The sequence below is a fragment of the Actinophytocola sediminis genome (assembly GCF_054779715.1).
The window spans coordinates 18,790-43,133 of the sequence record NZ_BAAGXS010000011.1 but is presented as its reverse complement, the minus strand read 5'-3'; the positions used below and the strand labels follow the sequence as shown (position 1 = coordinate 43,133).

The 24,344-nt window shown below is 69.4% G+C and carries 20 protein-coding genes and 1 tRNA gene; 10 read left to right on the top strand and 11 right to left on the bottom strand.

All coding sequences use genetic code 11. From position 1 onward, the window contains the following. Positions 1-118: 118 nt before the first annotated feature. The 3 genes from ACYVIP_RS07080 to ACYVIP_RS07070 all read right to left on the bottom strand — a co-directional run bounded on the left by ACYVIP_RS07080 (position 119) and on the right by ACYVIP_RS07070 (position 4,065). Positions 119-544 carry a single-stranded DNA-binding protein gene (locus tag ACYVIP_RS07080; protein WP_460393302.1) on the bottom strand — a complete coding sequence of 142 codons (426 nt, stop codon included), beginning with the start codon at positions 542-544 and terminating at the stop codon, positions 119-121. Positions 545-737: 193 nt separating this feature from the next. Next, positions 738-2,798, bottom strand: a complete 2,061-nt coding sequence (locus ACYVIP_RS07075; protein ID WP_460393300.1) for a cytochrome c oxidase assembly protein — start codon at positions 2,796-2,798, stop codon at positions 738-740. Between the two features lie 61 nt (positions 2,799-2,859). Further along, positions 2,860-4,065: an MFS transporter gene (locus tag ACYVIP_RS07070; protein WP_460393298.1), complete on the bottom strand. Its 1,206-nt coding sequence runs from the start codon at positions 4,063-4,065 to the stop codon at positions 2,860-2,862. A 113-nt stretch (positions 4,066-4,178) separates the two neighbouring features. Here ACYVIP_RS07070 and ACYVIP_RS07065 point away from each other — a divergent pair, with 113 nt between their 5' ends. Then, positions 4,179-5,261 carry a LacI family DNA-binding transcriptional regulator gene (locus ACYVIP_RS07065; RefSeq protein WP_460393296.1) on the top strand — a complete coding sequence of 361 codons (1,083 nt, stop codon included), beginning with the start codon at positions 4,179-4,181 and terminating at the stop codon, positions 5,259-5,261. A 110-nt stretch (positions 5,262-5,371) separates the two neighbouring features. After that, positions 5,372-5,444: transfer RNA gene (locus tag ACYVIP_RS07060), tRNA-Arg, on the top strand. A 248-nt stretch (positions 5,445-5,692) separates the two neighbouring features. On the opposite strand, the gene ACYVIP_RS07055 is transcribed toward ACYVIP_RS07060, so the two are convergent. Then, positions 5,693-6,526, bottom strand: a complete 834-nt coding sequence (locus ACYVIP_RS07055; RefSeq protein ID WP_460393294.1) for an SCO6745 family protein — start codon at positions 6,524-6,526, stop codon at positions 5,693-5,695. Between the two features lie 215 nt (positions 6,527-6,741). Here ACYVIP_RS07055 and ACYVIP_RS07050 point away from each other — a divergent pair, with 215 nt between their 5' ends. Beyond that, positions 6,742-8,409, top strand: a complete 1,668-nt coding sequence (locus ACYVIP_RS07050) for an EAL domain-containing protein (protein WP_460393292.1) — start codon at positions 6,742-6,744, stop codon at positions 8,407-8,409. A gap of 640 nt (positions 8,410-9,049) precedes the next feature. Here the strand turns inward: ACYVIP_RS07050 and ACYVIP_RS07045 are convergent. Together ACYVIP_RS07045 and ACYVIP_RS07040 are read right to left on the bottom strand one after the other, a co-directional pair. Further along, positions 9,050-10,864 (bottom strand): ATP-dependent nuclease, encoded by a 1,815-nt coding sequence (locus tag ACYVIP_RS07045; protein WP_460393290.1) that lies wholly within the window; start codon positions 10,862-10,864, stop codon positions 9,050-9,052. A 78-nt stretch (positions 10,865-10,942) separates the two neighbouring features. Continuing rightward, positions 10,943-11,506 (bottom strand): hypothetical protein, encoded by a 564-nt coding sequence (locus ACYVIP_RS07040; protein WP_460393288.1) that lies wholly within the window; start codon positions 11,504-11,506, stop codon positions 10,943-10,945. Between ACYVIP_RS07040 and ACYVIP_RS07035 the strand changes: the two genes are divergently transcribed. Next, positions 11,490-11,933, top strand: a complete 444-nt coding sequence (locus ACYVIP_RS07035) for a hypothetical protein (protein WP_460393286.1) — start codon at positions 11,490-11,492, stop codon at positions 11,931-11,933. The genes ACYVIP_RS07040 and ACYVIP_RS07035 overlap by 17 nt on opposite strands. Before the next feature lie 170 nt (positions 11,934-12,103). Here ACYVIP_RS07035 and ACYVIP_RS07030 read toward each other — a convergent pair whose 3' ends face one another. Then, complete coding sequence (locus ACYVIP_RS07030; protein WP_460393284.1) at positions 12,104-12,592, bottom strand: methyltransferase family protein; 489 nt, start codon at positions 12,590-12,592, stop codon at positions 12,104-12,106. A gap of 11 nt (positions 12,593-12,603) precedes the next feature. Next, entirely contained in the window at positions 12,604-13,839 is a 1,236-nt protein-coding gene (locus ACYVIP_RS07025) for an FAD-dependent oxidoreductase (protein WP_460393282.1), read from the bottom strand. A 97-nt stretch (positions 13,840-13,936) separates the two neighbouring features. Between ACYVIP_RS07025 and ACYVIP_RS07020 the strand changes: the two genes are divergently transcribed. Then, positions 13,937-14,716 carry a TetR/AcrR family transcriptional regulator gene (locus tag ACYVIP_RS07020; RefSeq protein WP_460393280.1) on the top strand — a complete coding sequence of 260 codons (780 nt, stop codon included), beginning with the start codon at positions 13,937-13,939 and terminating at the stop codon, positions 14,714-14,716. Here ACYVIP_RS07020 and ACYVIP_RS07015 read toward each other — a convergent pair. Both ACYVIP_RS07015 and ACYVIP_RS07010 read right to left on the bottom strand, forming a co-directional pair. Continuing rightward, the gene (locus ACYVIP_RS07015; protein ID WP_460393278.1) at positions 14,713-16,110 is read right to left on the bottom strand and encodes a condensation domain-containing protein; all 1,398 of its coding nucleotides are present in this window, start codon (positions 16,108-16,110) and stop codon (positions 14,713-14,715) included. The genes ACYVIP_RS07020 and ACYVIP_RS07015 overlap by 4 nt on opposite strands. A gap of 117 nt (positions 16,111-16,227) precedes the next feature. Beyond that, positions 16,228-16,890 carry a TetR/AcrR family transcriptional regulator gene (locus tag ACYVIP_RS07010; protein WP_460393276.1) on the bottom strand — a complete coding sequence of 221 codons (663 nt, stop codon included), beginning with the start codon at positions 16,888-16,890 and terminating at the stop codon, positions 16,228-16,230. An 85-nt stretch (positions 16,891-16,975) separates the two neighbouring features. Between ACYVIP_RS07010 and ACYVIP_RS07005 the strand changes: the two genes are divergently transcribed. Together ACYVIP_RS07005 and ACYVIP_RS07000 are read left to right on the top strand one after the other, a co-directional pair. Beyond that, entirely contained in the window at positions 16,976-18,199 is a 1,224-nt protein-coding gene (locus ACYVIP_RS07005) for a cytochrome P450 (protein WP_460393274.1), read from the top strand. 140 nt (positions 18,200-18,339) lie between these two features. Next, the gene (locus ACYVIP_RS07000) at positions 18,340-19,836 is read left to right on the top strand and encodes an alpha/beta hydrolase (protein WP_460393272.1); all 1,497 of its coding nucleotides are present in this window, start codon (positions 18,340-18,342) and stop codon (positions 19,834-19,836) included. On the opposite strand, the gene ACYVIP_RS06995 is transcribed toward ACYVIP_RS07000, so the two are convergent. Then, positions 19,813-20,493: a TetR/AcrR family transcriptional regulator gene (locus tag ACYVIP_RS06995; protein WP_460393270.1), complete on the bottom strand. Its 681-nt coding sequence runs from the start codon at positions 20,491-20,493 to the stop codon at positions 19,813-19,815. The two genes, ACYVIP_RS07000 and ACYVIP_RS06995, sit on opposite strands and share 24 nt — an antisense overlap. A 104-nt stretch (positions 20,494-20,597) precedes the next feature. On the opposite strand from ACYVIP_RS06995, the gene ACYVIP_RS06990 reads away from it, so the two are divergent. Genes ACYVIP_RS06990 through ACYVIP_RS06980 form a run of 3 tightly spaced genes read left to right on the top strand, consistent with a single transcriptional unit; the run spans position 20,598 to position 24,342 of the window. Beyond that, entirely contained in the window at positions 20,598-21,194 is a 597-nt protein-coding gene (locus ACYVIP_RS06990; RefSeq protein ID WP_460393268.1) for a (2Fe-2S)-binding protein, read from the top strand. Then, the gene (locus ACYVIP_RS06985; protein WP_460393266.1) at positions 21,191-22,186 is read left to right on the top strand and encodes an FAD binding domain-containing protein; all 996 of its coding nucleotides are present in this window, start codon (positions 21,191-21,193) and stop codon (positions 22,184-22,186) included. Before ACYVIP_RS06990 ends, ACYVIP_RS06985 begins: the two co-directional genes overlap by 4 nt. Beyond that, positions 22,183-24,342: a xanthine dehydrogenase family protein molybdopterin-binding subunit gene (locus ACYVIP_RS06980; protein WP_460393264.1), complete on the top strand. Its 2,160-nt coding sequence runs from the start codon at positions 22,183-22,185 to the stop codon at positions 24,340-24,342. The genes ACYVIP_RS06985 and ACYVIP_RS06980 overlap by 4 nt, the downstream gene beginning before the upstream one ends. Positions 24,343-24,344 lie beyond the last annotated feature (2 nt).

Genomic DNA, 24,344 nt, shown 5'->3' with positions numbered 1-24,344 from the left:
TCGTAGAGCGGTCCGCACTCGGCCGTGACCGCGGTGTGCCGCAACTGCGCCGAGGATCTGCCACCGGCTGGCGTCACCGGAGGGTATACCCGCCCGCCGAAGCGCCACGGGAACCGGGTCAGGCGGCCTGCTGGGTGACCACCTCCTCCCCTGGCAGACCGATATTCGCCTCGGTCAGCGGCTGGGCCGGTCGCTCGACGACCACCGTGCACCAGGCGAGGTCGGGGCCGATGGCCCTGGCGTCGAGCTCGAAGGTCTCACGCCGGTCGCCGCCCTCGGTCGTGTACTGGCGGACGTAGAGCCGGCCGGCGACCACCACGTTGTCTCCCTTGGCCACCGAGTTGGCCACGCCGTCGGCCAGCCTTCGCCAACAGTTGACGGCCACGAACAGGCGATCGCCGTCGGACCATTCCCTGGTCTCCCGGTTGAACCGGCGCTCAACCGACATCAGCCGGAAGCTGGTCTTGCGATCGCCGCTGGCGAACGTGTGGCGCTGCGGCACGGTGATGACCCGACCGGCCACCGTCACGTACGTCTCGAACATGGGCCTGCTCCCTCGCTCCTGGCCGCGGCGCGGGGTGTGCCGCGGACAAGGACCACAGTGCCCGGACGGGGCGCGGTGCGCGGCGGGGAACCGCCTGGCTGTGGACAAGTGGGGTGGTTGTGGACAACTGGGGTCGAGACGGGGGTGGCGCGGCGGGAAATGTCGGTGGGTTCTGCTACTGGGCCGGGTGGCCTCAGGTTCGGTCACCCTGGGCGTCGGCCTGCTGCTGGCCGGGTTCGTCTTCCTGGAGCTTGTCGTCGCCTGGCTCGCCGGACAGCTTCCGCAGCATCGCGTTGTAGGCGGTCCGGTCGGCGTCACCGTCGTCGTCGGCGCGCCGGTCTGCGCGCCGGGCCTCGCGGTCGTCGGCCTTGGCCCACTGCACCAGCAGCGCGATCAGCACGATCAGCAGCGGAAGCTCACCGGCGGCCCACGCGATACCGCCGCCGAGGCGCTGGTCAGCCAGCAGATCGGCGGCCCACGGCAGGCCAAGGGTCCGATAGAACGGCGCGGCCACGACCGTCTGCATGCCCATCATGATCACGCCGAAGAACGCGTGGAACGGCAGCGAGGCGAACACCATGCCGAGCCGGGCGACGTGCGGCAGCCGCCGCGGCGATGGGTCGACACCGATCACCGGCCAGTAGAACAGGTACCCCACGATCAGGAAATGGGCATTCATAAGAAGGTGTGCCCAGTGCTTCTCCACGGCGACCTCGAACAGCCCGGAGAAATACAGAACGTAGAACGAACCGACGAACAGGACCAGCGCCACCACCGGATGGGTGAGGAACTTCGACACGGGCGAGCGAACGGCCGCGAGCAGCCACTCCCGCGGCCCGGGCGCGCCGTCGCGACCGGCCACCGGCAGCGCCCGCAGCGCCAGCGACACCGGCCCGCCGAGCACCAGCAGCACCGGTGCCAGCATGGACAGCATCATGTGGGTTTCCATGTGCACGCTGAACATGGCCGGCGCGTACCGCCCGAACCCGGACGAGGTCGCCATCAGCAGCACCAGGCAGCCGAGCAGCCAGGCGACGGTCCGCCCGACCGGCCAGGCGTCCCCCCGCGCGCGCAGCCGGCGAACGCCGAGCACGTAGAGCACCGCGAGCGCGATCGCCGCCGTGCCGAACACGAGGTCGAACCGCCAGTCGGTGAGCAGCGTCCACAGTGTCGGCGGCCCGTCGAGCGGATAGCCCAACTGCAGCTCGACCCGGTCGGGCCGGTAGTTCAGCCCCGGTGGTGGGGTCCTGGCCAGGGCCGCGGCGATGCCGATGGTGAGGAACATGACCAGCACCTCGACCGCGGCCAGGCGCACCAGCAGGTTGCTCGACCCACCGGCCTCGATGGCCGAGACCGTCCGCTGCCGGTGCAGGAACCCGAAGCCGCCGAGCACCACCAGCGCGACGGACTTGGCCACCACCAGCAGGCCGTACTCGGTGCTGAACAGCTCGTCGACCGGCAGCCGCACCCAGGCGTTGAGCGTGCCGGAGGCGGCCATCACGATCCAGCAGACCAGCGCGGTCGCGGAGAACCGGGTAGCGGCCAGGCGCAGCGCGGGCCCGGTCGTGACGCGCCGGCCGAACACCAGCAGCGCGACCAGGCCACCGACCCACAGCGAGGCGGCGACCAGGTGGAACAGCAGGCTGTTGGTGGCCAGGTCGTGCTGACCGCCGCTGGAGGAGTGTCCGGTGACCGCGACCGGGGTGAGGCCGAAGACGGCCAGGGCGAACAGTGCCGCGGTCGCGCCCCAGGACAGCGCGAACCGGGTGCCGACCGCGACGACCAGCGCCACCAGCGCGGTGATCAGCCAGGCCTTGGCCTGCTCGATGATGCCGAGCAGGGTCATCAGCGTGTTGGCGTTGAGCACCTCGGCGACGGGTTTGTTGATCGCGTCCGCCTCGGTGAACACCAGCGAGACCAGTGCGGCCAGACACCACAGGGTGGCGGCCAGGCCGGCGATGCGCAGGGCGGCGTAGCCGTTGACGTCGAGCACACCGGAGCGCTGCGGGGCCACCATGAACGTGGCGAACAGCAGGGAGCCGATGGTCAGCACCATGCCGACCTCGGCGAGCACCCTGGCCACGGTCAGGCCGTAGAGGTTGACCGGGGTGTCGTCACCGGCGGTCAGTGAGAGCAGGAACACCGCGGCCAGTACGGCGAGCAGGACGCCGATGACGATCAGCGGCAGCAGGCCGGCGGTCGCACCGGTACGGGGGGCTGCTTTCGCCTTCTCTGGCGAGCTGTCGACGGACACCCTTTCGAGCGTAGTCACCGCGATACGCGCACGGACCGTCGCTCACCCTGCTAATAGCTGATCAGGAGGAGTTCAGCACCGGCGCCGACGCCGCGGCCCTGGCCTCCTCGCGGCGACGGGCAGCCGCCGCACCGAGTGCGACCGGGATGATCAGCGCCGCGATGAGCCCCGCGAAACCGATCGCCACCTCGAGATTCGTCACGTGCGCCACGCCGCCGATCATCGGCGGGCCGATCAGGAAACCGCTGTAGGCGATGGTCGTGACGAAGCCGATCTCGTGCTCACCGCCGGTGCCGTCCCCGCGCCTGCCGACCGCGCCGGCGAGGTTGAGCGCGATCGGGAAGGCGAAGGCCAGCCCGCCGCCGGCGAGCGCGAAGCCGACATAGGCCACCGCCGCACCGGGGACGATGGCGGTGAGCAGCAGCCCGAACGAGGCCGCGAGCGCGCCGACGACCAGCAGCCGCTCCGGGCTCCAGCGGCGTTCGGCCTGCTCTCCGAACAGCCGGACGACGCCCATGGCCACGCAGAACACCGAGAAGGTGATCGCCGCGGCTGCCTCGTCCATGCCCCGCTCCCGGACCGCGAACAGCGCCGACCAGTCGCCGCTGGCGCCCTCGACGATCGCCGAGCACAGGGCGATGGCGCCCAGCAGCCACAGCACGGGGCGGCGCAGCATCCGCCGGTCGGTCGGCAGGTGGGCCTCGGCGGCCGGGTCGGCGCGCTCGGCCGGCGGCACGAACCTGATCACCGCGAGGTTCACCACCAGCACCAGGCCCGAGACCGCGAGGAAGTGGCCGAGCAGGCCGATGTCGTTGCCGGCGGCGTAGGCCGCGCCCATCGAGCCGGCGAGGGCGCCGAAGCTGAAGCCGGCGTGGAAGACCGGCATCAGCGGCCGTCCGGTACGACGCACGACAGTGACCGCGCCGACGTTCATCGCGACGTCGAGCATGCCGACCGAGGTGCCGATCAGCACCAGCGCGCCGCCGAGCTGCAGCGGCGAGCCGACCAGGGCCATGACCGGGAGCACGACCACGGTGGCCAGCGCGGAGACGAGGATGACCAGGCGGGCGCCGGAGTGGGCGCACCAGCGGCCGGTCAGCGAGGCGGCCGCGATCATCCCGATGCTGCCACCGAGCAGGGCCAGGCCGAGTTGTCCCTCGTTGGCGCCGATCTGGGCGGCGAACGTCGGCATGCGTGGCGCCCAGGAGCCGATCACGATGCCATTGATCGCGAAGATGACGAACACTGACCAACGTTCCGCTCGCACCCTGGCTCCTCCCGATCGCCCGCCGTTCCCGATCGCCCGCCCTCATCGAGCGTAACTGAAGCGCTTCAGTGATCGCCACGCTTTTCGGCGGTGAAGCGGAATAGTCTTGACGCGTGAGTCAGGACCGGGTACGACGACCCACCCTGGACACCGTCGCCCGCCAGGTCGGGGTATCCAGGGCGACGGTGTCGAACGCGTACAACCGGCCCGACCAGCTGTCACCCCAGCTGCGGGAACGCATCATCGCGACGGCCAAGCAAATGGGGTACGCCGGGCCGGACCCGGTGGCCAGGTCGCTCGCGACCCAGCGCGGCGGGTCCGTGGCGTTCATGCTCTGCGAGGGCCTGTCCTCGGCGTTCTCCGACCCGGCGCTGTGCATCCTGCTCGACGCGTTGGCCGCCACCGTGGACAGCGGGGACCGGTCGCTGCTGCTCCTGCCGGGGATCTCCGACGCCGGCCCTCGGGCCGAGAGCGTCATCCGCGCGCAGACCGATGTCGTGGTGGCGTACTCACTGCCGGACAACGCGCCAGCGCTGGCCGCGGTCCTGGAGCGCAGGCTGCCGCTGGTGGTGGTCGACCAGCCGATCGTGCCCGGCTCGGCGCGGGTGCAGGTGGACGACTTCGGCGGCGCGCAGCTGGCGGCACGGCACCTGACCGAGCTGGGCCATCGGCGCGTGGCGGTCCTCGGATTCAGCCTCACGGCCGACGGTTGGCGCGGACCCGCGACTCCGGAACGTGTGCGATCAGCACATTTTCGGGTGTCACTCGACAGGTATGCCGGATACCTGAGAGGGCTCGCTGAACAGGGTATTGTCGCCGCTGAGGTGCCGCTCTGGGAGGCGCCGGGCAGTGTCCGGGAGTTGGGCAGGGAGGGCGCCAGGTGGCTGTTCGGGCTACGGCCGAGGCCGACCGCGGTGCTGTGCATGTCCGACGAGTTGGCACTGGGTGCCCTGCGCGCCGCCGACGAACTGGGGCTGGCGGTGCCCGAGGAGGTGTCGATCGTGGGCTTCGATGACACCCCCGCCGCGAGGTGGGGGCAGCCGTCGCTCACGACCGTCCGCCAGGACCTGGTCGAGAAGGGCAGACAGGCGGGCGCACTCGCGCTCCGGATGCTCGACGGCGCAAGACCGGGCAGACCGGTCACCATTGGGGTAGAACTGCAGGTCCGAGGCTCAACAGGCCCGGCGCCGCAGTAGGTCCGCCCCAAATCACATCCCCGATCTGAGCGAATTCGGAAACGACAGAGCGCTTCCGAACGATCAGATCCAAGGGCAGCATCTTGCCGACCGGCAGCGCGGCCCGCCATGCCCTCGTAGCTCAGCGGACAGAGCAGGAGCCTTCTAAGCTCTGGGTCGCAGGTTCGAGTCCTGCCGGGGGCACTCGCTCTGGGGGACTCGTGTTCGCGGAATGCGCGAACCGGGTCGCTCGTCGTAATTTCTGGGGAGCGACCCCCAGACCCCCGACGCCCCCCGGCGCTCGTTGCCTGGTCGTGTGGGTGCTGTTCGAGTCGCGCCGGGGGGGCCACGCGACAGCTGGGTACATGGGTCGGTCGTGGGCGCCTTGTCCTTTTCGGTCGTTGTGCTGTGCGACCTCGTTTGGCGCGGCGAAGCCGCGACGCGGTCTGCAGCTACCACGGGTAGTCCTTTTGGATGGCGGTTGCGATCGGTTCGAGGTCGGTGGTGAGGTGGTCGATCTCGCTGGGGGCCAGTGCGGTGTAGGGGGCCTCCGCTAGGCGGTCGGTCAGTGCTTCGACTCGTTGTTTGGTGGCTTGGCCGTCGGCGGTTAGCCAGCCGTCGGCGCCGATGAGACCGCGGGCGCGCATGCCGTCGATGACCGCGGTCAGTTGCGCGGCGGGGAGATGGTGGACTCGGCCGAACTCGTGCGCGGGCAGGTCGACGGACAGGGCGTGGAGTACGTGGGCCTCCGTTCCGCCGACGCCCTCGGCCAGCAGCGCGACGGTGTGGCCGTCGCCGCGATGTTCGCGGAGCAGGGTGGCCGCGTGCCACAGCCGGGCTACGGGCTCCCGGGGCACCGGGAGCGCGCGGAGAGCGGCGTAGAGGGCGCGTCCCGCCACCGGTGCGCTGGTCGCCGCCCTCAGCAGTAGGTCGCCGGCGCGCGTGACCCTCGGGGCGTCGGCGAGTTCACCGAGGATCCGCCGGATCGCCGCGACGCATCCCCGCTCGCGGGCGGCCAGCGCCGCCTCGGGCGTGGTCAGGTCCCAGACCCGGGGGAGGTGGCGGGCCACCTCGCCGGGGGCGAAGTTGTAGAACACCGCGTGGACCACCTCGGCGGGCGTCGACCGGCCGAACGGCGCGGCCCGTCCGGCGAAGTAGGCGTCCCACTGGTTGCGCAGGCCCAGCGCCATCAGGTCGTCGTCCGCTCCGCCGGCGAGGTAGGGCACCAGGCCGATGGGCTCGACCAGGTCGTACATGCGGCGGGCTACGGGTTGCGGGTGTGACATCTCATCCCCTGTGCTCTGTGGCGGTGCCCTGGTGGCGGGGCCGCTCACCTACTTCACGAACGGCGCGCACCGGATCCGACACCACGCTCTGCCAATCTGGCCGAGATCTCCGCCAGCGCGGTCGCGATCACTTCAGGTGACCGATCATGCGCCTTCGGATGGTCAACATGAACACTCGGTGACATAGGCGCAGCTGGCGCGGTCGGATCGTCAAGATGGGGCACGTGGCCGGTGTACCGGGTGTTTCCTATGCCTTCCAGCCCATGCTCTCGACGCGCACGGGGCGGTTGCTCGCGCTCGAGGCGTTCGCCAGGCCGGAGACCGGCACCGTGCACGACCTGCTGCGCGATGCCGCCCGGGCGAACCAGCTCGTCGAGGTCGACGCCGCGCTCGCCGCGGGTGCGGTCCGGACGGCCAGCACGGCCGAGCTGCCGCTGCACGTGAACGTGCTCGCGAAGACCGCGACCCGCCCCGACGACCTGCTCCGCCCACTGCTCGCCGCCCTGCGGGCCACCGGTCGCGAACCGGCCGACATCACCGTCGAGGTCACTCCCCCGTTCGGGGGACTGTCCAGGGAAGCGCTGCTTGACGGGCTGACGACACTGCGCCACCAGGGGTTTCGACTCGCGTTCGACGGCGCGGGGGACGGCGACCTGCCGCTGTCGATCATCGCGGACGTGCTGCCGGACATGGTCAAGCTCGACGCGTATCTGCTGGCGGGGGTGCCCGGCAAGCCGGCGGTGGTCGCGCTGATCGAGGCGCTCGGCCACCTCGGGGCCCGCACCGGGGTACGGCTCGCCGCGGTCGGCGTGGAGACCGAGGAGCAGCTCGCGGTGCTCAGCAGGCTGGGAGTGCCGGTCGCGCAGGGCAACCTGATCGCGGCGCCCCGGCCCGGCGGCTCGACGTTCACCGCGCCCGAGATCACCAGGCTGGACGGGATGCCCGCCGGACCCGGTGGCCCGCTGGTCGCCGATCTGGTGCACCCGGCCGTGACCCTGCCGGAGTCGGCCGCCTCCGAGGAGGTCAGGCAGGTGTTCGTCGACTCGCCGGAGGTGACCGGGGTCGTGCTGCTCGACTCCACCGGGCGGCCGCGTTGGTCGTTGTCCCGCAACCGGTTCCTGCTCACGGTCACCGGCCCGTACGGGCACGCGCTGCACGCGAGCAAGCCGGCTGCCCGGCACGCCGATCCGCCGCGCACGATCCGCGCGGACGCCTCCAGCATCCAGCTGCTGGAGGCGGTCGGCGAGACCGAGGGCTCCCGCGCCGGGGACGACGTGGTCGTGGTCGATCCCGTCGGCCGGTGTGTCGGGATCGTGCGGTTGACCGAGGTCATCCGCGGGGTCGCGGAGGCGAAGGTCGAGCAGGCCGTCGCGCTCAACCCGCTCACCCGGCTGCCCGGCACCGGCGAGGTGACCCGCGAGATCGACCGGCGCATCGAACGCACGGAGATGTTCGTGGTGAGCTGGCTGGACGTGGACGGGTTCAAGGCGGTCAACCAGACCAAGGGGTTCGCCGCCGGGGATGACCTGATCCGCATGATCGGCCGGATCCTGTCGGAACTCACCGCGCGGCTGCCGGACACCAGGGTCGCGCACGTCGGCGGCGATGACTTCCTCGTGCTCACCGGTGTCGACGAGGTCGGCGCGCTCGCCACCGAGGTCGTCGACCGCCGGTGGCAGGCGGAAGGCGCGACGGTGAGCGTGTCGCTCACGTCGCTGGTGTGCGCGGTCGGGTCGGTCGCGTCTCACCGGGAGGCGTCGCGGCTGCTGGCACCGCTCACGCAGCGGGCGAAGGCGGTGGCGGGGTCCAGCTGGGTGCTCGGGCGGACGGGATCCGACCGGGTGGACGTGCTGCGCGGGCAGGCCGCCCCAAACCAGTCGTGACCGGGCCTCACCAGCCGCCGCAGACGGCTACGCCATCCGTAGCGTTGTCGATCAGTCGTCCACAGCTCCTGCAGTTGTGGCTGTCAGCTTCTCGAGCACGTTGGCGTCCGGCAGCCTGCTCTGGCGAGCGTGTCGCAACGTAGTAAGCGCTGCCGACGAATCTCGACTGGCCGTTCGCCATGGCAGGCGCTCTGCGCCCGATCCGAACGCGCCGAGACAATCGGGCACGTCCGATGACACCACCGTGACACCCGATGGCTCCCACTTCTGTACCGATTCCGACACGAACGGCACCTTGACCTCACCAAATGAGCCAGGGGCGACATACTCCGCGAGTCGTCTACGTCCCACTCAGTGCTCTGCAGATCGATCCGCCCGCTCGAAGGCGCGAGACCCGTTAAATGTCAGGCCTCCGAGGTACAACTCTCTGGACGGAAGGAGCGATGTGATGCGCGAGAGTGACCGCGAATCGGTACCCAACCCCAACGGTTGCCGCTGGTGCGGTGTGGACCGTGAAGATCATCTCCAGCGCTGGGCACCGACGGCGAGATGGCACACGTGGGTCGAGCCCACCGCTGCGCAACGTAAGGAGCGGATGCTTGAGCGGCGGGCCCGCCGTAATCGATCAGCAGAGGATTTGTTAGCCAGCTAGCAACCTAAGCTCGGCGAAGATATCTCGGAGTTCACTCGGGACGTCCTTGGGCTGATCGAGTCGGACGACCAGCTCCCACAGCATCGCCGGCTTGCCCGATGGGTGGTGCTCGCTGTGCCGCTGCAGCATGCGCTCGACCCCAACGCTGAACTTCTTCTGCCCACGGTGGTCAGCGAAGTGCTCTGGGGTCCAATCGCCGTCACGTGGCCACGCCTCGTTCGCCGTCCGCGCCCAGGTCTCGTCGTCAAACAGCTCCTCCAACTCGTCAGCGTTTGACCTCTTGCCCAACATCCTGGAAATCCTGTCTTTGTCCTGTCCGAAGTGCCGGGTCAGGTTGCTCTGCCTGAAGATCCTGCTTTTCGACTCGCTGTCCGCGTCGATCATCAGCATCACACTGCGCTTGTGTTTGTGAAGGTAACTCGCGAGGTTCAGTGCGCCGTCGTTACCACCGCACGCCCACAACGCGATCCCGGCGGCCTGCAACGACAGGCCCTCAGACAGGTTGAACAGGATTGGGATCGCCAACTGCTCGGTGTCACCCTCAACCGCAAGGAAGCACCGCTCGTGAAGCAGGACAGAGTTGCGCAGCCCGACTGCGGCCGCAATCGCACCGAGGTGGCGGTCGAACTCAACATGCTCAGCATTGCCCAGTCGCTGCATGATCGTTCGGCGCGCATCATCCAGTTTGAGTAGCACGACATCGCGAATGTCGACACCGTCAATGAGGTTCATGGAATGTGTAGCAACAACGACGCTGATGTGCTCAGCCATACCCTGACGGCGGATGATGCCCATGACCTCGCGCTGGAAGTGGTAGTCCAGGTGTGTGTCGGGTTCGTCGTAGGCCACGATGACCTGCGCTGGCGGCCCGACCTCCGGGTCGATCTCGCCACCGGCTGGTTCGGTCAACAACTCACTGGTGCTCTCCCACACCGCCATCGAGATACGGCGAGCGCTACCACGTCCGGAGTGATCCAGCCGAACCCGTTCGCCGGATGTCCGCTCCAGTCGCAGCGAAGTCGAGCGCAAGGTCGGCGTGAAGCTGAGGTCGGCCTCGACGGTGACCGTGGCGATGTCGCCGCAGCGCTCCACGATGTGGTCGGCCAACGGCTTCGCCTGGATGCCCAACCAATCGCGTGCGTCGGTCTCCAACTCACGGACACGACCTTGGACGCTCTCCTCAGTCACGTAGCTCTTGAACCGAACCGCTAACACGGACCGGATCGCCGCTTCTGGGTCCAAGGAGTGACCCTCGAACTCAGCGACACGCGGAAGCCGGTCAGCCAACGCCGGAGGCATGCCACTCCAACCCTCACCGCTGGAGTGCTTCCGTCCGTACTCGACCAACTTAGCCAGCAGCATCGGCTTCGCCAGCTTTGCTGCCGGGATCCCGAATCGAGCGGCCAACTCCTTGAGTTCAGGCACCAGCTTTCCGCTGAGGTCACGTAACTCCGCGTCTGCGGGCACCGGCCCCCAGATCTCGTAGCGCGGTGCAAGATCCGCCTCGGCGCAGCGTCGAACCCGCGCTTCCGCAGGCAGTTCGAACTTCTCCTGTTCCCAGATATCCAGGCGGAAGTCGCCGATCACTTCGGTGATCTCGCAGCGGCCACCAGACTCGCCGGCGAGGTAGGACCTGTCGTCCTCAGTCAGGGTGTACGAGTTGAGGAGGAACCCCAGCGCACTGAGCGCTGCGGTCTTACCGCCGTCGTTGGGACCGGCGAGGATCGTCGGACTGCTGATCGGGATGTCCGTGATGTCGGCGAGCGAACGAAACCCGCGCACGGAGTACTTCTCAAGGCGCACTAGCCAACCATCCAGGCAGATTGTCGTGCAGGTCGTCCCCGACCCATCGCCCAGACCCGCGAGCTCGGGCGGTGGTGTTCAGACCTTACGAGCCCGGGGCACGGATGAAGACCCGACACGCCGGATGACCATCGCCGCGCGAGTTATGCCGCACGTTAAACGACCGATGAAGAACGGCACGAGATAATATAGGAGGTACTCCTTAATTCGGTCGCATAGACCGTCGTCGGGTGCGGCGTTGCGGGCGAGAGCGTCGACATGAGGGGCAATCAATGCCGACGCAGATGGCTCCCCTACCTCAAAAAAACGAAAAAATCCGAGTGGCCGGAAGATCGTTACACAGTCCGCCGTTTGTTTGTTCCCCACACAGAGGGCACGCTCGACGTTACCTTCCATCAAAGGTAACAGTGAACAGTCGCAACACGACTGACGGGCTGCAATCACCGAACGTCTGGGGTCAGAGATGAGAAAATACGTCGTACTCGCCGCCTTGATGATCTTTCTTAGTTCAGCTTGCAGCGGCAACACCGTCGGTTCACCTGCGGCGCCAGTATCAGACAGCGTTACGGAAACGCCAACGACGACCACACCCACCGAACCGGCGGGTGAGCCGTTCACCGGGTCGGTGAACGACATCATCACGCAGATCAACCTTCAGTTGCCACTGCTCATCGAGGACGAGGTGCCAACTCAAATCCCGGTCGCGATCTCCGCTGACGGAACATTCGGCACCCAGGTCACGCCAGGCACCGAGATCCGTCTCATCCCCGAAGGCACCGCATTCGAACCGGTGTCGGCGATCGTGGTACGCACCTATGGACCAACTGGGGCGGTCCCCACCCCAGCACGTCTACTCAGTGGTATCGGCGCATCGCTGCACAACCTGTCCGCCGACGCGGTAACCGCATTCGCCGAGGACGTACTTCCCCAGCTCTCAGTCCTGGACCAGCCACGAACGACCGTCACCGTCGGCTCGTTCTACGACCTGACGATCGTGGTGATCGACCCCAGCAGACTGACTTATATCTTCACACCCGTCGGCGTAGCTCCCCCGGCGGACCTTGCGTGACTCAGTGGTCCAGATGCGGTAAAGCGCATAGCCGGCGGGAATCACCGGAACGCCACCGTGAGCATGCCGGTGAAGTAACACCGGCTGGACGCTGAAGTTAGGGCTCAGATAGGCGACCCGGCGATCAGCACCACCACCGCGGCGGTTCGCCTGGCCTCGCTGGCGTGTGGTCAACCCGCGTTCCACGGCCGGAGCCGGGGTAGCCAGGCGGGGACCGCGCGGCGGTACTCCTCGTACTCGGCGCCGAAGGTCCGCGTGAGGGTGGGTTCCTCGTACCAGCGCACGAACGCGGCCGGCACGGCCCAGGCCACCACGGCGTAGGCCAGCAGCCAGAGGTTTCCGAACAGCAGCGCCTGGCCGAGGATGGACACCAGCAGGCCGACGTACATCGGGTTGCGCACGTAGCGGTTGAATCCCGAGACCACCAGGTGCTGGGTGGGCGCGGCCGGGACCGGGGTCCCGCCCGCCTTGACGAACTCGACGAACGCCGACGCCGCCGGCACCAGGCCGGCGACCACGAGCAGCAGGCCGGCGACCTGGGTCACGCCCCACCCCGACCACTCCCAGCTGGTGATCAGCCAGGGGATCAGGCCGACCACCGTCCCGGGGGCGACCACGAAGAATCCCGCGCTGACGAGCGCGGCTTTCGGCTTGTGCATGAACGTGCTCCTCAGTGTCCTCTGGCGAAGTGGGGGACGTGCTCTGGCCGGGGACCGAAGCCAACGAACCGGGCGGGAATCCTGCGCAGTCGGGGAAACATCCGGCTGAGGAACAGCACCGCCCTGGGCGGCCCGGATCGCTTGCCCGCGAACTGCTTTTCGAACATGACCTTCTGCAGCACACGCTGGCCGGTCTGCACGACGACGGTGGGCCGCTGCCGGCGCCGTTGCACGGCCGCCAGCTCGGCGCGGGTGACCATGCCTCGCCGCAGGGGCTCGGCCAGGATGGTGGCGGCGGCCACCGCGTCCTGGATGGCGAGGTTGATGCCCACCCCGCCGGCGGGTGACATGGCGTGCGCGGCGTCGCCGATGAGCAGCAGCCCGTCGAGGTACCAGCGCTTCAGTCGGTTGAGTTTCACGTCCAGCACGAACACCTCGTCCATGCTCGCCAGCCCCGCCACCCGGTCGGTGAACTCCGGGCGCAGGCCGGCAATGCGCTCCCGGAACCGCTCGATGCCCTCGGACCGCAATCGGGCGTCGGCGCCCTTGGCGGTGAAGTAGGCCACCTGGTAGTAGTCGTCGCGGGCCAGGGAGATCAGGGCCTCCGCGCCCTTCGCGACCGGGGTCACGCTGGCGGGCACGGCGGTCTCCTCGGCCGACCGTGGCAGGCGGAACCACCAGACGTCGAACGGCACCGGGAACTCCTGGGGCACGAGTTCGGCTTCCCGGCGCAGCCGGGAGTGCCGGCCGTCGCAGGCCACCGTCAGGTCGGCGCGGATCTCCCCGGTACGGCCGTCGGCCGTGCGGTAGCGGAGGCCGACGACGCTGTCGCCATCGCGAACCAGCTCGGTCGCCTCGGTGTTCATCCGCAGCGAGAAACCCGGCTCCTTGCCGGCGGCCGTGGCCAGCAGGGACAGCAGGTCCCACTGGGGCACCATCGCGATGTAGTTGTAGGGCGCGGGCAGCGCCTCGAAGTCGCCCAGGGTGACCAGGCTGCCGTCGGGGGCGGGCAGGGCCAGGTTGCCGAGGCGGCTTTGCGGCAGGGCGCGGAACTCCTCGCCGAGGCCGAGTTCGTCCATCAGCCGGACGGTGGCGGGGTGCACGGTGTCGCCGCGGAAGTCGCGGAGGAAGTCACCGTGTTTCTCCAGCACGGTGACCTCGATGCCGGCCCTGGCCAGCAGCAGGCCGAGCATCATGCCGGCCGGGCCACCGCCGCACACCAGGGCTCCGGTGGTTTCCACAGTCATGAACAGTCCTCTCCGGAAAGAATTCATCATCCGATGAGCCATCGGTGGAGAAGATACACAGCTGAGGTTCACATAGGAAGCAGTACCATCGGACGTCGTGGACGAGGACCTGGTACGTGCCGCGGTGGCGGCCGCCGAGCAGCACGGCAAGGACGTGGCCGACGTGCCGTTGAGCGCGATCGCCGCCGCGGCGGGCATCTCCCGCAGCACCCTGATCAGAAAGCTCGGCGGCTCCCGGGTCCGGCTGGACGACGCGGTCCGGCAGACCGGGATCGATCCCGGCGGGCGCCCGCCGGTCCGGGAGCGGGCCATCGAGGCCGCGGCGACGCTGATCGCCAGGGACGGGCTGGGCGCGGTCACGCTGGAGGCGGTCGCGGCGACCGCGGACTGCTCACCGACCAGCCTGCACGCCGTCTTCGGCAACCGCGACGGGCTGCTGGCCACCATGTTCGACCGGTACGTCCCCATCCCCGACCTGGAGGCGCTGGCCGCCGATCCCCCCGAGCGACTCGAGGAGACCGTGCACGCGATCTACGCCGCGCTGGCCGAGGCGATCGCCAGGGAGCCCCGCGTGCTGCCGGCCATCTTCGGTGACCTGTTCACCCGGCCGGACGGCACGGCCGCCCGCATGCTGAAAGCCAACCTGCCCAGGATGTTCGGCAGCCTCGGCGCCCTGCTCGGCACGCATCTCCAGGCCGGCACGCTGCGGCCGTTGCCACTGCCACTGCTCATCCAGTTGATGTTCGGCCCGATGGCGGGGCACATGCTGCTGCGCCCGGCACTGCAGGACGCGCTGGGGAACTCACTTCCCCCGGTCGACGAGGTCGCGCGGATCTTCGCCGACGCGTTCATCCGCGCCGCCGGCCAGGACGGCTAGACGAGGACGGGGCGTCGGGGCGCGGCGACGATGAGGTCGCGCAGTCCTTCGATGTACCGGCGCATGTTCTGGTAGGCCAGGCTGGTGTCCGGGTAGCGGCTGGCCAGTTGCAGGCCCTCGTGCAGCCTGGTGGTCCACACGCACACCTGGTCCCCATAGGACACTCGGATCAGGCCGTAGGCCTTCTGGCCCTGCCACCGCCGCGATCCGGTGATGCCGCGGGCGTCGACGAACGAGACGATCGAGTACAGATCCGGGGACGTGGGGCGGAAATCCGTGCCGAGCAGGCGAAGCACGCGGGCGATGGGCATCCTGGACAGTGGGCGGCTCTCCCGCAGCGCGGCGCGGACCATCTCCAGCGCGTGGTCGAAGTCCGGCGCCTGCGCGATGGGGATCTCGATCGGCGCACCGCCGACATACCAACCCATGGAGTTCGCCCAGCGCGATTTCGCCCTGGTGTGGAAGGGCACGACGGTGCGGTAGACCTGCTGTCCGCTGATCCGATGGACCATCATGGCGGTGGCCGCGAGCACGCCGATCACGCTTCCGCCGTAGGGACGGCAGTATTCCTCGAAAGCCGCCGCGCCCGCGTCATCCACGATCATCTCGTGCATCAGCTTCTGGGTGGGCAGCAGGCCTTCCTGGTCGAGGCCGAGGTCGACGGGGAAGTTGGGCAGCTTGCCGTCGCAGCGGGCGATGAACTCCCGCCAGCGCGCGACGATCGCGTGGGTGTCGTCGATCTGGTCGGCGTCCTTCCGTTCGATCGCACAGAAGTCGACGTAGCTGCTGACCGGTTCGGTGTCCACGGTGCGGCCTTCGGCGCGCGCGGTGTAGAGATCGTGGATCTCGGCGGGGATCCGTTGGATCGAGTGCGCGTCGACGTTGCTGTGGTCGAATGCCAGGTAGACACTCGTGTCGTCGTCGCGAACGACGGCGGTGTAGATGAAGTTCGGCCACACCAGGGCGTCGGCCTCGACGTCGAACAGGTCCTGGAGGTACTGGGTCAGCGTTGCCGCGTCCGGGAAGTCGCCGACGTCCTCCCGGTGCAGCACCACGGCGTCCGCGTCCAGGGTGAACCGCCGCATGTCGTCGCCGATCCAGCGGAACCCGCTGCGCAACGTCTCGTGGCGCAGTGTCCAGTCCCGCAACGCGTCCTGCAGCACGTCGAGGTCGATCCGGCCCGGCAGGTCGAACGCGGTGCCGAGCCAGGTCGGTACGAACAGGCCACCCTGCCGTACCGACCGTGCCGTTCGGACATGCGACTCCTGCACATACGCCGGCGGGCGAGCATCCTCCGGCGACCGAGACGCGGCGTTGGTGGTCATCGGATGCAGCGACCACGTCACGAGCCGGCCGGGCCGGATCTCACAACGCTGGATGTCGGTGATGCGCACGGCGACTCTCCATTCATCTGACCCCGGGGATAGGGCCGGACGCTAGAGCTACACCGTCGGCACCGGGACGACTCCGCCCGAGACCGGCGAGTCGGCGACATCACCCGATCGTGCGACCTACTCCGCCAGCTTGAGGTAGCGGTCCAGCTCGGCGAGGTTCACCGGCTGGCGGCCGAGCGGCTCGGTGGCGTCCAGCGCCGTGGCGTGCAGCCCACCGAGGAACAGCTCCAGCTGCCGGTTGGTCACCAGCTCGTTCAGTTCCGCGCCGATGGCGGGCAGCGGGCGGGACAGCTTGATGATGCTGGCCATCAGGTCGATGGCGCCGATTCCCCGACGGAGCCGGCCCGCCTGCTGCGCGGCGTGGATGAGCCGGTCCAGCCGCGCGAAGATCCGGTCGCGAGCCAGCTTGAACTCGCCGCCCTCGCCGCGCAGGTCCTCCTCGAGCGTCATGGCCACCATCGGCATGAAGACGCCGATTCGCAGCTCGACCAGGCGGCGCAGCAGTCCCGCCACCGCGTCCCAGGCGTCGGGGTACGCGGCGGTGGCGCGATCCAGCTCCACCTCGACCACCGCCATGTTGTCCAGCGCGACCTGCCGGACGAGCGTGCGGCGGTCGGGGAACCGCCGGTAGAGGGTGGCGATACCGACCCCGGCACGGCGGGCGATCTCCTCCAGCGGCGCGTGGATGCCCTGCTCGAGGAACACCTCGCGGGCCGCGACGATGACCTGCTCGCGGTTGCGGCGCGCGTCCGCCCGCAGTGGGGCCGTGCTCTCGGTCAACCGACCTCTCCTCGAGATCTGGAGGGAATCCCTTCGATTGTGCTACCTTAGCTTCACCATCAACCGGAGGATTATCCTTCACTTAATGCAGGAGCGGCTGATGTCCCAGACCACGGCTCCGGACAGCCGGCACTTCCCGATCCAGCGGCAGTGCCCGCTGGCCCCACCGGCCGAGTACGACCAACTGCGCGCCGAGGAACCCGTCTCCAGGGTGCGGCTGCCCACCGGCGGCTCCGCGTGGCTGGTGACCGGGTACGAGGATGTCCGGACCGTGCTGAGCAGCCCGGTGTTCAGCGCCGACGGCACCCGCCCCGGCTACCCCACGCTCTTCCCCGGGCAGGCCCAGATCCTGCGGCGCCCGCCGTTCATCCGGATGGACCCGCCGCGGCACAGCTACTACCGGCGCCTGCTCATCCAGGAGTTCACCGTCCGGCGCATCCGGTCGATGCGCGCCGGCATCCAGTCCATTGTGGACAACCTGCTGACCGAGCTGCTCGCCGCGCCCCGGCCGGTGGACCTGGTCGAGGCGTTCGCGCTGCCCGTGCCGTCGCTGGTGATCTGCCAACTGCTCGGGGTGCCCTACGAGGACCACGAGCTCTTCCAGAGCCGGAGCAAGATCGCGCTGTCCAGGGCGAGTACCGCCGCGCAGTTCGCGGCCGCGATGGCCGACCTCAACGCCTACATGGACGAGCTGATCACCCGCAAACAACGGGAGCCGGGCGATGACCTGGTGACCAGGCTGGTCACCGAGCACCTGGAGCCCGCGGGCGAACTCCACCGGGACGATCTGCGGATGATGTGTCTGCTGCTGCTCAACGCGGGACACGAGACCACCGCGAACATGATCTCGCTTGGCACCGTGGCGCTGCTGGAGAACCCCGACCAGCTCGCCGCCCTCCGATCCGACCCCGAGCTGCTGCCGGACACCGTCGAGGAACTACTGCGTTTCCTCAGCATCGCCGACCTCGTCCCCAGCCGGATCGCGGTCGAGGACACCGAACTCAGCGGCACGGCGATCCGCGCGGGCGAGGGGGTCTACGCCCTGCTCGCCGCGGCCAACTGGGACCCGGGAGCGTTTCCCGAGCCCACGCGGCTCGATGTCCGCCGAGGCGACCGCCGCCAGGTCGGCTTCGGCTACGGCGTGCACCAGTGCCTCGGCCAGAACCTCGCCCGGCTGGAACTGGAGATCGTGTTCGGCACGCTGTTCGCGCGTATCCCCACCCTGCGGGTCGCCGTCCCGGTGGACACGTTGTCCTACAAGCACGGCGGTGTGCTCTACGGCCTGCACGAGCTGCCGGTCACCTGGTAGGCACGCTGACCTACCTCTGGTGGATGACACCACGATCGTTCGTTGTGGTGATGTCCGTGCACACCGGTGACTTCTAACGTTGGCCAGGTCGAGGGGTGCGGCGCCAGCGCGCCGCCAGGTCACCTGTGGAGGAACACCTGATGCGCACATCCGTCCTGGCCGTTCTCACCGCGACGATGGTCGTGACGTCTGTTCCGGTTGGCTCGTCGGCGGAACCGGCGCCGAGCCCACCGGACACAGTGGACTGGGGGGCGTGTACGTGGGAGACGCCGTTGCCCGGTCTCCAGTGCGGCACGCTCCAGGTCCCGCTGGACTACCGCTCCCCCAACGGCGAGACCATCGACATCGCGATGTCCCGGTTGGCCAGTGCCAGTCCGGAGAAGCGCCGCGGGGTGCTGGTGACCAACGCCGGTGGACCGGGCGGACCGGGGCTGAACTTCCCGCTGATCCTGAAGTACCTCGGAATACCGCAAAGCGTGCTGGACTCCTACGACATCATCGGCTTCGACCCACGCGGGGTCGGGTACAGCACGCCGGTCACCTGCGATCTGGAGCTGGAGGAGTCGTCGCAGACCGCGAACATCCCGGAGTTCGCGCTGAACCCGGGCGAGGTGGCCGAACGCGCCGAGCGGATGGCCGGGATCGCCGAGCAGTGCGGATCCTCGGCGACCGCGTCGATCCTGCCGCACATCACCACCGCGAACACCGCGCGCGACATGGACCGGATCCGCGTGGCACTGGGTGAGCGCACGATCTCCTATCTCGGTGTCTCCTACGGCACCTATCTCGGCTCGGTCTACGCCACGCTGTTCCCGCGCCGAGGCGACCGGATCGTGCTCGACAGCGCCCTTGGCCCCGACGGCGCGGACATCGAGGCCTCCCGCGGGTTCGGCCGGGGTTTCGAGGACAGCTTCCCGGACTTCGCGGCGTTCGTCGCCGACCGGCCGGAGTACGGCCTTGGCCGCACGCAGGAACAGGTGCGGGCGAAGTACTTCGAGCTGGCCGCCCGGCTGGACAGGACGCCTCGGCCGGACGGCGTCGACGGCAAGCGGTTCCGTAAGTCCACTTTGGAGGGTCTGTACCTGCACAGCCAGTTCCCCGCGCTGGCCGAGACCTGGCGGGCCGTGGACACCGGCCAACCCCTGCCACCGCCGCCGCTGCCGCCGCTGGACCCGCCGGCCGACCAGCCGTTCGACAACGCCGTCGCCAGCCAGCTCGCCGTGATGTGCAACGACACCGACTGGCCGGAGTCGGTCGCCACCTACCAGCGCAACGTCGAGATCGACCGCGTCCGCTACCCGATGTACGGCGCGGGCGGGGCCAACATCTGGCCGTGTGCGTTCTGGCCGACCGAGCCGGCCGAGCCCAAGGTGCCGATCACCGACGACGGTCCGTCCACTGTGCTCATCGTGCAGAACCTGCGGGACACCTCGACGCCGCTGGCCGGCGCCAGGAAACTGCGCGCGGCGTTCGGCGATCGCGCCCGGATGGTCACCGCGGACCAGGGCGGCCACCTCGCCTACCTGATCCTGGGCAACCAGTGCCTGAACGACACCACGACGAACTTCCTCCTCACCGGCAAGCTTCCCCGCCAGGACATCGCCTGCGGGCGCTCAGGAGGACAGCTTTCCCAGTAGTTCCAGCAGGATCCCCTGTTCCCCTGGCGTCAGCTCGCCGGCGGGGCTGGCGGACAACGAGGCCAGCAGGGTGCCGGCGAGCTCCGGCACGGCGGTCTTCGCCCCCGGTGCGTCCAGGTGGAGCACGGCGGCGAAGACCGCTTCCCGCATGCGTTCGACCAGTGCGGGCGTCGCGGGTCCCTTCGGCGCCGCGATGAGAGCCAGCGCGGTGCCGACCGCACCGGTGTGGATCAGCGTGGCCGCCGGCTCCGGTGGCAGCCGCAACCGGCCGATCGCCGCGAGCCGGTGCACGATGTCGATCAGCATCAGGTGCGCCTTCCCCGCCGACGGCGGCCTGTCGGCGTTGGGCGTGCCGTACATCAGCCGGTAGAAGGCCGGGTGCTCGATGCCGAAGCCGACGTGGTCGTCCCAGCCGTGCCGCAGGTCGACCAGCGGGTCGGCGGAGGGCGCGCGGTCAAGCTTGGCCACTAGGTAGCGTTCGAACCCCTCCGCGGCGACGGCCGCGAGCAGCGCCTTCTTGTCACCGAAGTGGTGGTAGACGGTCGGCGCGGTGATCCCCGCGGCCTGGCACACGTCCCGAATGGACACCTCCTCCGCGCCGACGCGCTCCAGCAGCGCGGCGGTGACGTCGAGGATCTGCTGTCGGGTGCCGGTCATATAGCAACGATATACGCAGACCTTGCGATCACTTGCATCCTGTTATATATCTAACGGCGATATAGGAATGTCTTTAACAACGCTACCTCGGCAGGGAGACTCCAGTGCCGAACGAACCCCAGGCGCACACGCGCCGGACCGTGCTCAAGTCCACCGCCGCCGCGGCGGGAACCGTCACGGCCGCCTCACTCACGTCCACCGCACCGGCACCGGCCGACACCGGAAACACGAACACGGCGGAGATCACGTTGTCGGTCAACGGAAAGCGGCGCCGGCTCACCGTCGAGCCGAGGGTGACCCTGCTCGACGCGCTGCGCGAGCGCCTCGACCTGACCGGTACCAAGAAGGGCTGCGACCGGGGCGAGTGCGGCGCGTGCACCGTGCTGGCCGACGGGCAGCGGATCAAGGCGTGCCTCACCCTGGCCGTGATGCGCCAGGACACCGAGATCACCACGGTGGAGGGCCTGGCCGGCGGCGAGGAGCTGCACCCGGTGCAGGCGGCGTTCATCCGCCACGACGCGTTCCAGTGCGGCGGCTGCACCGCCGGCCAAATCATGTCCGCGGTGGCCTGCATCGACGAGGGCCACACCGGGTCCGCCGCGGAAATCCGCGAGTGGATGAGCGGCAACCTGTGCCGCTGCGCGGCGTACCAGAACATCGTGGCCGCGGTCGCCGACGCCGCGCAGGAGGTGCGGCGATGAGGAACTTCGGCTACACCGTCGCGGACAGCCCGGCGGACGCGGTGCGAATCGCCGCCGGCACCCCGAACTCGACGTTCGTCGCTGGCGGCACCGACCTGCTGAACCTGATGCGCGACGGCGCGCAGGCCCACGACCACCTGGTGGACGTCAACCGCCTCGACCTCACCGATGTCACCGCCGATGTCACCGCCGACGGCCAAGTCCTGCGCATCGGCGCGCTGGCCAGGATGCGGCAGGTCGCCGAGCATCCCGAGGTGCGCCAGGCCTTTCCGCTGCTCGCGCAGGCGCTGCTCGCCTCGGCGTCCCCGCAGATCCGCACGATGGCGGCGATCGGGGGAAACCTGTTGCAGCGCACCAGATGCGGCTACTTCCGGGACTCCGGGTCGGCGTGCAACAAGCGGGAGCCCGGCTCCGGGTGTCCGTCGATCACCGGCCACCACCGGGGAAACGCGATCCTCGGCGGCAGCGAGCACTGTATCGCCACGCATCCCTCCGACCTGGCGGTGGCGCTGACCGCGCTGGACGCGACCGTGCACCTGCTCGGCCGCGACGGCGCCAGAACCGTCCCCATCGCCGACTTCTACCTGCTCCCCGGCAGCACGCCGCACCGGGAAACCGTGCGGCACCAGGAAGAGCTCATCACCGGGGTGACGGTCCCGCGCACCCCGGTCGGCAGGCACTCGCGGTACCTGAAGCTGCGGGACCGGGCCAGCTTCGAGTTCGCCGTCGTGTCGGTGGCCGCGGCGTTGCGGATGACCGGCGGCACCGTGCGGGACGTGCGGCTGGCGTTCGGCGGCGTCGGCACGCGTCCCTGGCGGGACACCCGGGTCGAGGCGGCGTTGCGGGGACGCGAGCTGACCCCGGCGACGGTGGCCGCCGCCGGCCGGGTCCTGGTGCGCGACGCGGTTCCCCTGGACGGCAACGGATTCAAGGCGACGCTCGTCCAGCGGGCGCTGGCGAGTGTCCTACACGAACTGGGAGGAGTCCGATGACCGGCTTGGTCGGGCGAGCGGTCGACCGGGTGGACGGCCGGGCGAAGGTCACCGGCGCGGCCCGCTACGCCGCCGACAACCAGATCTCCGGGCTGTTACACGGGTTCCTGGTGCTGAGCACGGTGGCCCGCGGCGAGGTCACGGCCATCGACACCGGCGCGGCGCTGGCGGTGCCCGGGGTCGTCGCGGTGTACACCCACCGGGACCTGCCCCGGTTGGCGTCGATCGGCTTCCCCTATCCCAAGGGTTTCATCCCGATGCAGGACACCGTGGTGCACCACAACGGCCAGCCGGTCGCCTACGTCGTGGCGGAAACCCTTGAGCAGGCACAGGAAGCCGCGAGCCTGGTGCGGGTCGACTACCGGGCGGAGCGCCCGGTGGTGCGGATCGGCGACGCGCTCGACGAGGTGTACCTGCCGCCGCCGTTCCTGGACGAGCCCAACGAGGTCACCCGTGGGGACGCTGCCACGGCGTTCGACCTGGCCGAGGTGCGGGTCGATCAGGGCTACACCAACCCGACGCACCATCACAACCCGATCGAGCCGCACACCACCACCGCCGTCTGGGACGGCGACGCGCTGACCCTGTACGAGAGCACGCAGGGCGTGCACCGCACCCTGGAGACCGTGGCGGCCGTGTTCGAGCTGCCGCCCGCGAGCATCCGGATCATCGCGCCCTACCTCGGCGGCGGTTTCGGCGCCAAGGCGATCTGGGCGCACACCCTGCTCACCATCGCGGCGGCCAGACTCGTTGGCAGACCGGTGAAGCTGGTGCTGACCCGCGCCGAGATGTACACCGCGACCGGCCACCGCAGCGAGTTCCGCCATCGGGTGCGGCTCGGCGCCACCCGGCGGGGCAGGCTGACCGCCATCCTCAGCGCCACCACCGCCCAGCTGTCCCGCACCGACGAGGCGGTCTTCAACAGCAGCCCGTCGGTGCTCGGTCTCTACGCCTGCCCGAACGTCCACGTGCGACAGCAGGGCGTCCGGCTGGACCTGGCGACCTCGACGTGGATGCGGTCACCGGAAGGCACCGCGCACTTCGGCCTGGAGACCGCACTGGACGAGCTGAGCCACGCCATCGGCGTCGACCCGGTGGAACTGCGGGTGCGCAACCACAGCGACGTGCACCCGCACACCGGCCAACCCTATGGCAGCAAGCATCTCCTGGCGTGCTACCGAATGGCCGCGGCCGCGTTCGGTTGGTCCACTCGCGACCCGAGGCCCGGCTCGATGCGCGACGGCGACGAGTACGTCGGGTACGGCATGGCCACCGAGACCCATGGTTTCGCCTCCTTCCCGGCCACCGCGGGCATCACGATCGGCACGGACGGGCGCGCGACGCTGCGGATGGCCACCCAGGACATCGGCACCGGCACGTACACCGTGATCAGCCAGGTCGTCGCCGACGGACTCGGGATGCCACTGACCCAGGTCACCACCCTGATCGGCGACTCGGCGTTCCCCGCAGCGGGGATCTCGGCGGTGTCGGCCACGATGCCCAGCGTGATCGGCTCGGTGGCGCAGGCCGCCGGCTCCGCCAGGGACACGGTGATCCGGCTGGCGGTCGCCGATCCGAACTCGCCGCTGCACGGGGTGCCCGTCGAGTCGGTCGTGACCGAGAACGGTCAGCTCCGCGCGGGTGATCGCCGGGACAGCTACCGCGACGTCCTCACCCGCCACGGCCGTCCGGTCACGGCGACCGGCACCGTGCTCAACACTCCAGGCCAGTCCTGGGGTGCGGTGTTCGTGGAGGTCCGGGTGCGGCCGAGCCTGGGCACCGTGCGGGTGTCCAGAGTGGTCGGTGCCTACGATCCGGGGCGGGTGCTCAACCGCAAGACCGCGCACAGCCAGGTGATCGGCGGCGTGACCTGGGGCATCGGCTTCGCGCTGATGGAACACACGGTGGTGGACCCGGCCACCGGGCGCGTGGTCAACCCGAACCTGTCGACCTATCTGGTGCCGGTGTGCGCCGATGTGCCGGCGGTGGAGGCACTGTTCGTGGACCAGCCAGATCCGAGCAGCACCGCCCTCGGCGCGCGCGGCTTCGGCGAGACCCCGTTCACCGGTGTCCCGGCGGCCATCGGCAACGCGATCTTCCACGCCACCGGCCGCCGGCTGCGCGACGTCCCGTTCACTCAGGACAAACTGCTGTAGGC